The sequence below is a fragment of the Nitrospira sp. genome, assembly GCA_024998565.1.
Lineage (GTDB): Bacteria > Nitrospirota > Nitrospiria > Nitrospirales > Nitrospiraceae > Nitrospira_A.
This window is the reverse complement of the sequence record JACOEM010000007.1, coordinates 145,536-157,493: the sequence shown is the minus strand read 5'-3', so window position 1 is coordinate 157,493 and position 11,958 is coordinate 145,536. Positions and strand designations below refer to the sequence as shown.

General features: G+C 58.7%; 10 protein-coding genes and 1 tRNA gene. 9 read left to right on the top strand and 2 right to left on the bottom strand.

Annotation, left to right across the window (positions count from 1 at the left end; all coding sequences use genetic code 11):
- Window positions 1–2: 2 nt before the first annotated feature.
- Together H8K11_12925 and H8K11_12920 are read right to left on the bottom strand one after the other, a co-directional pair.
- On the bottom strand, window positions 3–383 hold the full coding sequence (locus tag H8K11_12925) for a sulfurtransferase (GenBank protein ID MCS6264649.1): 381 nt from the start codon (window positions 381–383) through the stop codon (window positions 3–5).
- 10 nt (window positions 384–393) lie between these two features.
- On the bottom strand, window positions 394–1,410 hold the full coding sequence (locus H8K11_12920; GenBank protein MCS6264648.1) for a PA0069 family radical SAM protein: 1,017 nt from the start codon (window positions 1,408–1,410) through the stop codon (window positions 394–396).
- 121 nt (window positions 1,411–1,531) lie between these two features.
- On the opposite strand from H8K11_12920, the gene serS reads away from it, so the two are divergent.
- The 9 genes from serS to H8K11_12875 all read left to right on the top strand — a co-directional run bounded on the left by serS (window position 1,532) and on the right by H8K11_12875 (window position 11,950).
- Window positions 1,532–2,818, top strand: coding sequence for a serine--tRNA ligase (gene serS / locus H8K11_12915; protein ID MCS6264647.1), 1,287 nt, complete (start codon window positions 1,532–1,534; stop codon window positions 2,816–2,818).
- A gap of 25 nt (window positions 2,819–2,843) precedes the next feature.
- Window positions 2,844–2,933 (top strand) — tRNA-Ser (locus tag H8K11_12910).
- A gap of 409 nt (window positions 2,934–3,342) precedes the next feature.
- On the top strand, window positions 3,343–4,095 hold the full coding sequence (locus H8K11_12905) for a zinc transporter ZupT (protein MCS6264646.1): 753 nt from the start codon (window positions 3,343–3,345) through the stop codon (window positions 4,093–4,095).
- A gap of 218 nt (window positions 4,096–4,313) precedes the next feature.
- The gene (locus H8K11_12900) at window positions 4,314–4,820 is read left to right on the top strand and encodes a helix-turn-helix transcriptional regulator (GenBank protein ID MCS6264645.1); all 507 of its coding nucleotides are present in this window, start codon (window positions 4,314–4,316) and stop codon (window positions 4,818–4,820) included.
- The gene (locus tag H8K11_12895; protein MCS6264644.1) at window positions 4,817–5,740 is read left to right on the top strand and encodes a TonB family protein; all 924 of its coding nucleotides are present in this window, start codon (window positions 4,817–4,819) and stop codon (window positions 5,738–5,740) included. The genes H8K11_12900 and H8K11_12895 overlap by 4 nt, the downstream gene beginning before the upstream one ends.
- Window positions 5,741–5,748: 8 nt before the next feature.
- Window positions 5,749–6,270 (top strand): sigma-70 family RNA polymerase sigma factor, encoded by a 522-nt coding sequence (locus tag H8K11_12890; GenBank protein MCS6264643.1) that lies wholly within the window; start codon window positions 5,749–5,751, stop codon window positions 6,268–6,270.
- A gap of 99 nt (window positions 6,271–6,369) precedes the next feature.
- Complete coding sequence (locus H8K11_12885) at window positions 6,370–7,359, top strand: FecR family protein (GenBank protein MCS6264642.1); 990 nt, start codon at window positions 6,370–6,372, stop codon at window positions 7,357–7,359.
- A gap of 211 nt (window positions 7,360–7,570) precedes the next feature.
- Window positions 7,571–10,147 carry a TonB-dependent receptor gene (locus H8K11_12880; protein ID MCS6264641.1) on the top strand — a complete coding sequence of 859 codons (2,577 nt, stop codon included), beginning with the start codon at window positions 7,571–7,573 and terminating at the stop codon, window positions 10,145–10,147.
- A 576-nt stretch (window positions 10,148–10,723) separates the two neighbouring features.
- On the top strand, window positions 10,724–11,950 hold the full coding sequence (locus H8K11_12875; protein MCS6264640.1) for a PepSY domain-containing protein: 1,227 nt from the start codon (window positions 10,724–10,726) through the stop codon (window positions 11,948–11,950).
- Window positions 11,951–11,958 lie beyond the last annotated feature (8 nt).

Genomic DNA, 11,958 nt, shown 5'->3' with positions numbered 1-11,958 from the left:
CGCTACGGACGCCGGCCCTTCTCGATGGGATACCCGGCGGCGCGCCAGGCCTTGATTCCCCCGTCCATCGAGATGACATTGGTGTAGCCCATGAGGCGTATGCTGTCCGCAGCCAGCACCGACCGGTACCCGCCCCCGCAATACAACACGATGGACTCGTGCTTATCAGGCAGCACCGTTTCAATATCCCGCTCGATGACGCCCTTGCCGAGGTGAATCGCCCCGGCCGCATGGTCCTGCGCATATTCATCATCTTCGCGGACGTCGACGAAATGAAACCGTTCGGCGCGATCCAGCCTGGCCTTCACATCGGCAACGGTACATTCGCGTACGCGTCCCCGTGCCTCCTCCACAATCTTCAAAAACCCCGGGTTATGACTCACGACTCTCCTCCTAATCGAACAACGACTGCTGCGCTGTCGGGCGGCGGAAGGTTCCGGGAACCGGACGGTCGTCCTCGACGAATCCGGCACGACGGCGGCCCACGTCAAATAACTGTTCGACACAGCGCCAGTAAGTCCCGTTCCCATGATGCCGGCTGAAGAACTCGCCCTCGCTCAGTTTCCCCCCACGCACCTCTTGAAGCCGGTGGATGATCTTCGAAATCCGGTCAGGAAACGCTTCGCGCATACGATCCAGAAATACGGCCTCCACATTCCCCGGCATTCGCAACAAGCTGCAGGTGGCCGAAGTCGCTCCGGCTGATTTGGCACGAGACAGCAGCTCGGGAATGGCTTCTTCATTCAAACCTGGAATGATCGGCGCCACGGAGATCCCCGTGGGAATACCGGCCTCCGAGAGAATCCGCATCGTCTCAAAACGTTTGCTGACGGTCGGCGCCTGCGGTTCGACCAGACGGGCCGTCTCGTCGTCGGCAAACGCGATGCTGAAATACACACGGATCCAGGCCTGTTCCTGCAGTTGTTTGAACAGATCGAGATCGCGAACCGGAAGCGCGCCCTTGGTGATGATCCCCACAGGATTCCGGTAGGCAGCACACACTTCGAGACAGGCCCTCGTCAGGCCAAGGGTGGACTCGATAGGCTGATAACAATCGGTGTTGCCGGAAAACACAATCAACTCACCGTCCCAGGTTCGCTTCTCAAACGCCTGCTTGAGAAGATCCGCGGCACGGCGCTTCAGTACAATCTTGGATTCGAAGTCGGAGCCTGCGCCGAACCCCCAGTATTCGTGCGATGGCCTGGCATAGCAGTAGGCGCAAGCATGGAAACAGCCACGATAGGGATTCACACTCCATCGAAACGGAAGGTCCGGGCTGTCATTCCGACTCAGTATCTGGTGCGTGTCGTCTTCAAAGAGCTGAATCTCGACACGCGACGACGGCTCAAGCGCCTCCCGCCGCGTGGATTCAAAGCGATTGGGTGGGTTGGAGACAAGCTTCACGGCCACTATGGTGCCGCCCTCCCCACCCGTTGTCAATTGCCTTTCCCCGGCCTCGCTTGGCGACTGGTTTCATTGACTACGCACGCCTCCGGTGTTAGATTTCTCGCCGCTTCAGAGGGGAGAGTGTATGTACGACCTTCGTGTATTGCGGGACAACCTGGACATACTCCGTGACCAATTGGGGTCACGAGGGAAGGATGTCGCCTGGGAAGACCTGAGAACACTCACGGAAGATCGTCGAACCCGCACCATACAGGTCGAAGAACTGAGGCACCAGCTGAAAAAGGGATCGGACGACGTCGCCCGGCTGAAACGCGAGAAGCAGCCGGCCGATGAAGCTATGGCGGCGATGAAGGCCCTGGGAGAGACGATCAAGAGCCACGAGGAACAACTCCGTGTCGTGGAAGAACAGTTGGCCCATATCGCGCTGCGCATTCCGAACCTCCCCCACGCCTCTGTCCCGGACGGCCGGGATGAGGCCGGCAATATTGAAGTGCGCCGATGGGGAACGCCGCCGCAGCTCTCGGCTCCGGCCCAATCCCACTGGGATCTTGGCGAAGCGCTCGGCATTCTGGATTTCGACCGCGCCGTGCGCATGGCCAAAGCCCGCTTTGCCGTACTGACCGGATTGGGAGCCCGACTCGAGCGGGCGCTCATCAATTACATGCTGGATATGCACACCACACAGCATGGCTACCGGGAAGTGCTGCCGCCGCTGCTGGTCAATCGCACGGCCATGACCGGGACCGGACAATTGCCCAAGTTCGAGGACGATCTGTTTCAACTACGAGATGAAGAACTCTTCCTGATTCCGACCGCAGAGGTGCCGGTCACCAATCTGCACCGGGAAGAGATCCTGGCCGAGGAATCGTTACCGATCCGGTATACGGCCTATACCCCTTGCTTTCGACGAGAAGCGGGATCTTACGGGAAGGACACGCGCGGACTCATCCGGCTCCACCAATTTAACAAGGTCGAGCTCGTCGCGTTCGTAAGACCGGAACAATCCTATGACGAGCTGGAGAGATTGACCTCGCACGCCGAGGCCGTTCTGCAGGGGTTGGGACTTCACTATCGAGTGATCACACTGTGCAAAGGGGATATGGGGTTTTCTGCAGCGAAGACCTACGACATTGAAGTATGGTTACCATCGCAGCAGACGTTTCGCGAAATTTCCTCCTGCAGCAATTTCGAAGCGTTCCAAGCGCGGCGGGCGAACATTCGCTGCCGGACAAAGGCCGGGAAGAAAGACAACAAGCCAGAATTCATTCATACACTGAACGGATCCGGGTTGGCGGTGGGAAGAACCCTTGTCGCCATTCTTGAAAATTACCAGCAACCGGATGGGACGGTGACCGTCCCGACAGTGCTACAGCCCTACATGGGTGGAATTCAGACAATCGAACGATCCTGACGCTGAGTGTGCTACGGCCTGGTGTGGAGGGGTGACGGAGTGGCCGAACGTGCCGGTCTTGAAAACCGGAGATGGGGTAACCTATCCGCGAGTTCAAATCTCGCCCCCTCCGCCATAATTCAATAGTGGCTGCAACGCAAGCCGATTTGCGAGCAAAGTCGGTCACGGATCCCCTGGGCCAGATTTTTTGACAAGCGACCCCATTTCCGCACGGTTAGTGACCTCTGATCTTCATCGCATAGCACGAGGGCCCCTGACCGCAAATTGCGGGCTGCGGGTCGTTGAGAGTCACGGGAATTCGTTCCGGTCCATCTGCGAGTCGGCCAGCCTCCATCCATCGGCACTGCGTCACCCTGGATCCGTAACAGACGAACCGAATCTATCAATACCACGAGTTACATCCGCCGAATGACAAGCGCCTCACGCAGACAGACCTCTCACCCTTTCATACCTATCTTTTCCCACTGAGCGGTTTCCGGATACTGAACATTCCACGCACAACAGATATTAGCTAGGATTGCCCCATGCTCGACCTGATCGGATTGGGTATTCTCGCAGGAGTCGTTCCGGTTTACCTGGGCATTGCGGCGGCCTTGGTGCTTCGTCGTGCCCTGCCCCGGACGTGGGAAGCCGGCCTGATCGGACTCGCCACCGGGGTACTGACCTATCTTTTCTTCGACTTGATGCACGAAGCGGTGGAATTGATGGGAGTGCGCGATCCCTTCTCGTGGCTGCTATTTCTGGGCAGCCTGTTTCTCAGCTTTGTCGGCCTTGTCCAACTCGAACAACATCAATTCCTAAAGGGCCGGCACGCCGGCCAGGCATTGACACTTCCGTTCGTCATCGCGGCAGGCATGGGTCTTCACAACCTGGGTGAAGGACTGGCGATCGGAACCAGTTACGCCGGCGGAGAATGGGCGTTGAGCGGACTCCTTGTGGCCGGTTTCGCCCTCCACAATGGAACCGAAGGGTTCGGCATCGTCGGGGCGGCCGGACAATCTCCGATCGCTCCACGCAAGGCTCTCCTACTCGGCTTGACCGGTGGCGCGCCTACATGTGTCGGAACGGTCCTAAGTGGACTCACTGTGTCGCCTTACCTCTCTCTCGTCTGGTATGCGTTAGCCGCCGGATCACTGTTGTATGTCGTTTTTGCTTTGGTCGCGATGACCTACACCAGTTCTCGCAAGCTCTACATGGCCTACGGCGTCTGGACAGGTATCGCACTCATGGCGATAACGGCCATGTTTCTGACATTAGTCGGCGGACATCGCTCCTGATCACCGCTCCGTTCCTCTTAACTTTTCAAACAATCCCCCGACGGCCTGACGCTTCGCTCCACAGCCCCCTTGACACGCCTTTCTCTATTATGATATTGAGAATCGTACTCAATAACGAGATAGTCTCTGCCAGTACTCTCAGCAGAGGCCCGAGGAATTTAATTCCCAGAGCCCACGGTCATACGATCGCGGGCTTTTTATTTCTTTGCGGGGAAATCATGCACCAAGACCGCCGGGCACGAACTATCGATACATCCATCATCGGGATCGTCTCATCCGGAAACCAGCCGCTTTCGATCAAAGCATCGCGGCAACAGTCATTGACTGACAGCCTGAGGACCAAGCCACAACCTTTCTGGCCGACGCCGCAGATCACGCCGCTCAATTCCGTTACCCCGGCGGCACGCTTGTCGGCCCTGCTATCCAAGCACAGCGGGAATCGCCTGACGTTGAAGGAACTCTCCACTCTCCTGGGGTACTCGGAGAAATACACCTCCGAGATCTTTCGCAAATATATGGGGCTCTCCTTTTCCGAATACCTCAAGCAACTGCATCTCGACAAAGCAACGACACTCCTCAAGGACCAGAATCTCACGATTGCCCAGATTGCGGAATCGGTGGGATTCAGCGACGCGTTCGCGTTCAGCCACTTCTTCAAACGAGCCATCGGATGTTCGCCGAGCGAATTTCGAAAACAACAGACGCCGGAAGCAGGTTTGAGATGAACGACAAACGCGAGTCTCTGGCGCGAATGGGAGGATGGCTGGTTTCGCTGACCCTGCATGGCCTGAGTCTCGGGACCGCGTTGGTCCTCGCGGCTGAATTCTCCATTCTCCCGGAGCCGCGCCCCTTCCGCTGGGACGTTACAATGGTGAGCGCGCCTGCGTTACAACCTGTCGCAGCGGACTTACCCACCCCCTTTTCCGCATCGTTCGTCTACCCTTCCGTCATGCCGAGGGACAGGTCTCCACGGCAGGTCCGGTCCCGTCCGAACGCCGCCAATACCGAAGCGGCTCGCCCGCTGGAGGCTCGTTCCGGAGTCGTCTCACCTGCGCAAAATGGATTCGTCCGCCCACAAGCTACCGAGAACCCCTCCCTGGCCATCGACAGTGCCTCGCCTGTCCTTCATACCCCATCAACGGACCTCACGTCCGACGAATCAATGCACAAGGCGTCTCAAACCACACCTGTAGATCTTCCAATCACCACCACGGAGCCGTCCGAAGTACCGCCCCCGACCGTCGATGCAGCCGAAGTATCCCTCACGACCTCCATGCCTTCCATTCCTGAATCGATCCGACTCGTCAATCGTCCGACGCCTCGCTCCCGCGAGGCCACCGTCTCACGGGTGCTCCATGCCGATTACGGATGGCTCGCCGAAATGTTGTTCGCAAAGGTCGAACAGAGCAAACGCTACCCGACATTCGCCAAAAGCCGTCGCTGGCAGGGCAATGTCATGCTTCAAGCCGTGATCCATGAAGACGGCAGCATCAGCGACATTACGATCGTCACGCCATCGGGCCACTCAATTCTCGATCTCGACGCGATCGCCCTGCTCGAACAAGCGTCTCCAATCCAGTTGAAGTATCCACTCGGTCAATCCCATGTTGTCGTCCACATCCCCATCGGCTACCGCCTGGAATAGGATCCATCATGCAGAATGAACAGACACTTCCCTGTCTCAGGGCCTTCGAGGAACATCACAACGATCTCTTGAGGTTCTTCACCCACAAGCTCGGCTGCCGTGATCTCGCCGCCGATTGCACTCAGGATACCTACATGCACCTCGTGCGCATGAGGCCTTCAATCGATGTGCAAAACCCGCGAGCCTTCCTGTTTAGGGTCGCGGCCAATCTCGCGGTAGACAATCTGCGAAAACTTCGCACCCGTCGGGGGGCGCTCAGCATCGAACCACCTCCTGAAGAAACAGCCAGTCCGGCCCCGTCGGCCGAGGCTACCTTGGACGCCAAGCAGCGGGTCGCCCAATTGGAAGTCGCCATGCGCGAACTGTCGCCCAAATGCCGGCGGGCCTTGCTGCTCAACAGGTTGGAAGGGAAAACACACCGAGAAATCGCCGACAGTCTGAAGGTGTCCGAGAGTATGGTCGCGAAATATATCGTCCAAGCCTTGCGGCACTGCCGCGCCCGCTTGCATCCGGAGGAATCCACCAGATAATCCTGACTGTTGAAAGCCGAGCGCCATCCGTCTTATAGAGTACGCGTACATCGACCAGGATCCCGTTCAGGGGCAGTCGTGTGCACAACGGTATGATGGATGCCTGACTCGACACCTCCAGATTCCTCCTCTCCACTGGTCGACGAAGCCCTCGCTTGGTTGGTGCGCATCCACTCCGGTCAGGCCTCCGAGGAAGAGCGCCGAGCCTGCACTGCCTGGCGGATGCAAAGTTCCGCCCACCACCTTGCCTACGCAGAAGCAGAAAAGCTCTGGCGGGATATCGGCTTGGTGCCGAATGACGATTGCGCCGGTTCGGCCGACCTGACGGCATCGATGCCGCACGGCACGCTCCCGCGTGCACGACGCGCGATGAAGTGGGGACTGGCCGCTTGTGTTGTACTCGCCGCCGGTTGGCTCTCGTGGGGAATCGTTCAAGAACGACTTGACCTTGCATCGGCCGATTTCCGCACAGCGGTGGGGGAACAACGACACGTCAGGCTTGAGGACGGGAGTCGTATCCATCTCAACACCGATACCGCGGTGGCCATCGCCTTCACTCCGCAGCAGCGAACGATCCGACTGCTCACCGGAGAAGCCAGTTTCACCGTCACTCCCGAGACAGTACGGCCGTTCACGGTCCAGAGCGGAGATGTGAGCACCCGCGCGCTCGGAACGAGCTTTCTGGTTCAGCGCCACCAAGATGCCGTCACCGTGACCGTTACGGAGCATGCCGTTCAGGTATCGGCAACTGACGGCCGCCAGGTCCCCGCAACGGTGGTCCGGCAAAGCGAGCAGATCTCCTACAGTGCCGAGGCCGGACTGGGTCTGGCCCACGCCGTCGACGCCAATGCCATCGCAGCCTGGCAACGTGGGAAAATGATCTTCGAAGCCCAGCCGCTGGCCGCAGTCGTCGAAGAGCTCAACCGATACCGAGCCGGGCGCATTATGATTCTGAACCCGGCGCTTCGCTCACTGAACGTGACAGGTGTGTTCGACATTGGCGACCCGGATGCCGCGCTCCGAATGATTGAACAGACGTTGCGAATTCACGACACCACCCTGACGCCCTACCTCGTCCTCTTGCACTAACAGACACCGCAGTTTTCCTGAGACGTCATCCATCCTCTTCACAATTAGACGCTGTCTTCCGTCATCTCCTTCAAGTTTTTTTTCAACGCACACGATTTCGATTACAAGTTTTTCGGCCCGGTCCGTCTTTACCTAATGAAACGCCGAGTACGCGTCGCTCGGCCCGTGCCCGGATACGTGCGCTTATTCATACCGGACTAATAGAGGGGGAATGATGCATCTCTCATGGCAAGTCGTCGTCACACTCTCCGTATCGGCCGTGCTGGTGCATACGGCCGGAAACCTGGCTGAAGCGCGAAGCGAGCGTCTCACCACGCCGAACAACAGTCCACTTCTCCTTGCGCAGGCCACAGGGGCTGCTGAAACATCAGACACGGTGGACTTCAATATTCCACCGCAGGCCTTGGGGTCCGCCCTCACCGCGTTTGGCGATCAAGCCAACTATCGTCTCTTGCTGCCATCCGACCTGGCTGAAGGAAGGAGCACCAGCGGCGTCAGCGGTCGTCATACTCCGGAGGAGGCCTTGGCGCTGATGCTCGCCGGAACCGGCCTTAGCTATCGAATGACCGAGGCCCGAACGATGACGTTGGAACCAGTGGCGGTCACGCCGATGCCTCCAGCCCCCCTGAGCCAAGACCCAGTACCTACCAATCTCAACATCCAAGCGAAGGCCGCACCCAAGCCGGTGAAGGTGCCGGAAATCGTCGTGAAGGAAGTCGAAGATCGCGGGTATGCCGTCGACGAATCCTCTTCGGCCACGCGTATTCCCGCTCCGATCCATGACACACCACGCTCCGTGGAGGTCGTGACCCGACAGGTGCTGGACGATCAAAAAGTGATTCGTTTCAGTGAAGCCCTCCGGAACGTCAGCGGCGTCTCGCAGTCCAGCACGCAAGGCGGACAAGGCGGTACCTTCATGATTCGGGGCTTCGCCTCCGATCTGAACGTCTTCAAAAACGGCTTCCGGGACGACAGTACATTCAGTGCCCGTGCGCAACGCGACATCATCAACATCGAGAGCGTCGAAGTCGTGAAAGGTCCGCCGTCCTACCTGTACGGCCGCTCTGATCCCGGCGGAGTCATCAACCAGGTCACAAAGGCTCCGTTGAGAAATCCCTACTATTCCGCAGAGATGATCGTCGGCAGTTACGGACTGTATCGCCCCACGATCGACATCGGCGGTCCCCTGAACGAGAGCAAGACGCTCACCTACCGGTTCAACGGCATGTATGAATCGGCGGAGAGTTATCGAGATGGCGTGAAGACCGAACGTATCTTCCTCGCCCCGACCTTCGGGTGGGAAATGAGTTCACGGACGACTCTGCGGTTCGAAGCCGAATACATGTACGACCGAGCGCCCATCGATCGAGGGCTCGTCGCCATCGGCAACGGGGTCGCTCCGATTCCGGTCTCGCGCTTCCTGGGCGATCCCTCCCGCAAGCTGGAGACCCATCATGGGAAGGCGACTATCACTCTGTGGCATGACATCAGCAGTATGTTCCGGTGGCGAACCGCGTTCAGAACCGCCGTCACCAGCGGCCGCTATTCAAGCCTTGAATCCAACTTCCTGGTTGGAGCCGAGAGCGACGGCATCTTGAATTTGGCGAGGTATGAGATTCCGACGACGGTCCAGAGCCACTACTTGCAAAATGAACTCCATGGCAACTTCACGACCGGCTCGATCAAACATAAAACGATCATCGGAATCGAACTCGGCCGAGAGAACTCATCGGCTACGGCCTCGGGAGATTTCGGCGGCGACACGAGCACGCCGGGCGCGTTCAGCTATATCAACATATTCAATACCAACGACCGGTTATTCTTGAATCCGGCCCTCACCAAATTCAGTGACGCCAGCCAACAGAACAACATCCTGGGTGCGTACTTCGGCGACCAAGTGGACCTGCTGGATAACCTGCATGTGCACTTCGGCGGACGGTTCGACCTCTTCGATCAAACCATCACAAATCATCCCGACGATTTTACCGCCACCAGCAGCCAAAACAACAAAACCGATTCAGCCTTCAGTCCCTCAGTCGGTGTGGCCTATCAACCCTGGAAGCCGATTACCCTCTTTGCCAACTATACGGAGTCTTTCGCGCCGCAAAGCGCAGGTTCCAGGAGCATCAACGGCAACCTGTTCAACCCGGAACGCGGCAAGTCCTATGAGGGCGGCATCAAATATCAGGCGTTCGGAGGACGGTTACGTTCGACGGTCGCGCTCTTCGATACCAGGAAGAAGAATGTGCTCACGGCCGATCCGCTCAACGGCTTTTTCTTCTCCGTTGCGACGGGAGAACAACGCAGCAAAGGCGTGGAGTTCGACCTCGCGGGCCAGATCCTGCCCGGATGGGACATCATTGCAAACTATGCCTACATCGACGCGCGTGTGACCAAGGATCTCCTGTTCGCCGAGGGAAGTCGGGCGCCGAACAGCGCCTTGCACCAGGGAAGTGTGTGGACGACCTATTTTTTCCAGGAAGGTGTCGTGCAGGGTTTCGGCGCCGGTATCGGGATGTACGCACAGGGAAAGCGAAACGGCATTTTCCAGTGTCAGGATCCCGCCAATTGCCAAGCACCATTCGAGATGGCCGGGTATGTCCGCATGGACGCCGCGCTCTACTATCGGAAGCAGGAAGTCTTCAACAAGACCAACCTGTTGGCAGCCATCAATTTCACCAACGTGCTCGACCATCGCTATTTCAGCGGTGCGCAAAACTTCCGCGAGATCGTGTACACGGGCGCGCCGTTTACAGCCATCGGATCCCTCAAGTTCGAGTTTCACTGACCTCGTCGCCCTTCCGACTGCCGCAACCGCAACAGGGGAGTCTCACATCGAGACTCCCCTCCTCCTTTCATGATCCCACGGGCCGGCTCACAGACACAGGCAATCCTCGGGCCGCAGGTCACCCCAGAGCCGCCGCGACGAACCACGTCATCAGTCGGGTTATTTCACGGAATCAGAGGACGGACAGGTGAGGAATTTCTTGAACTTTGAGAGGGGAAAGACCACCAGCTCTCCGCAGCGATGGCACTTCACGACCACTCCTCGCTTCTCGAGCCGAGCCGTGAGTCTGCCACAGAGACACCGTATGTCTTTCCCCGTCTGAGAGACTGCCACTTTATTCACCATGGTTGGTTTCTACCCACGCAGGCGGTCACTGCCCCTTCTTATTAGGACGCATGAGCGACACAAAACCCTACCCTCTGGCTCCCTGTCTCCGGACCGATCCGCCCTTGCCCTCCTTGTGGCTCCAAGGTGTGGTTTCAGGCTGGTCACGCGTCTTATTAAAAAGGGGCTCATGGTGTTCGCCACAGGCGCGAATCTCCTGCACCGGCCGCCGAGGGAGACCGGAGACAGACAATGATCGTCAGCCAGCTCCAACCCGTGCGCGTGCCTTCGAACACGTCCCGTCCGCAGACTTCCGCGCCCCCAGCGGTCGCGGCCTTGCCCCAGCCTGCCCGTAAGGTCTGGCGAAAGGTATGGCTAAACCTGCACCTCTATATCGGCCTGTTGGGCGGCGCGCTCTTCGTGCTGACGAGCCTCACCGGCAGCCTGTTGGTGTTCTACAAGACGATCGACGAATGGGTGAACCCGGAGCAATTGATCCGGACAGCCGGCAGCGATCAATCCCTGAGCGACATCGTAGCGGGCGCCCGGACCGTGCATCCGGATTGGTCTCCCCCTGACACTCTCATCTTTCCGCTCCACGAGCGTGACACGTTCCATGCCTGGTTCAAGGATCCTGCTGCCACTCCTCCCGAAGAGCGCTGGCACGTCGTCGCCGTCGACCCGTCCACCGCCCGTCCTCTGAGCGATCGGCAGTGGGGCAATTTTTTCGTCTCATTCATTTACGAATTGCACCAGGAGCTCTTGCTCGGGAAACCAGGCGAGATCTTTGTCGGGATCATGGCCGTTTTTCTCCTCGTTTCGATCGGGACCGGGCTGTATCTCTGGTGGCCCGCCCCGGGCAAACTGCGCCGTGCCCTGTCGTTTCAATCCGGCGGCAGTCCCATCAGGAGACACTACGACGTGCACAAACTCACCGGCCTGGCCGGCGCCCTCCTGCTAACCCTGCTCGCCTTGACCGGGTTCTATTTGGAGTTCCCCGACGCCGTCACCTCGGTCGTGCGCTGGTTCTCACCTGTGCGGGACACCTTGCCCGAACTGCAGCCACAGTCCGAACCGCAGGCCGCCGTATCCAGGATCCAGCCCGAGCAGGCCATCGCAATCGCCCGCACCGCCTTCCCTGACGCCAAGCCGATGTGGATCGGCTTACCGCAACATGAGCGGGACAGTTATTCCGTGGGGCTTCGTCAACCGGGAGAAGTCCGACAGACGGGGGGGCAAACCGAGGTGTGGATCGATCAGTACAGCGGGGCGGTGCGACGGGTCCAGGATTGGCGAGAGTTCACCGGTGGGGAAATGTTTCTCGCCTGGCTCTTCCCGCTTCACAACGGCGAAGCGTTCGGCCTGACCGGACGCTGGCTCGTGTGCGTCACAGGCTTCATGCCGTTGATCCTGTACGTGACGGCGTTACGTATGTGGTGGCTGAAGAGAACCGCACGATTGCGGCAGCGAAGCAGATAACGGGCGGT

Coding starts and splice junctions, on each gene's coding strand:
- serS (MCS6264647.1), top strand. CDS start 1,532: ATGTACGACCTTCGTGTATTGCGGGACAACCTGGACATACTCCGTGAC.
- H8K11_12905 (MCS6264646.1), top strand. CDS start 3,343: ATGCTCGACCTGATCGGATTGGGTATTCTCGCAGGAGTCGTTCCGGTT.
- H8K11_12900 (MCS6264645.1), top strand. CDS start 4,314: ATGCACCAAGACCGCCGGGCACGAACTATCGATACATCCATCATCGGG.
- H8K11_12895 (MCS6264644.1), top strand. CDS start 4,817: ATGAACGACAAACGCGAGTCTCTGGCGCGAATGGGAGGATGGCTGGTT.
- H8K11_12890 (MCS6264643.1), top strand. CDS start 5,749: ATGCAGAATGAACAGACACTTCCCTGTCTCAGGGCCTTCGAGGAACAT.
- H8K11_12885 (MCS6264642.1), top strand. CDS start 6,370: ATGCCTGACTCGACACCTCCAGATTCCTCCTCTCCACTGGTCGACGAA.
- H8K11_12880 (MCS6264641.1), top strand. CDS start 7,571: ATGATGCATCTCTCATGGCAAGTCGTCGTCACACTCTCCGTATCGGCC.
- H8K11_12875 (MCS6264640.1), top strand. CDS start 10,724: ATGATCGTCAGCCAGCTCCAACCCGTGCGCGTGCCTTCGAACACGTCC.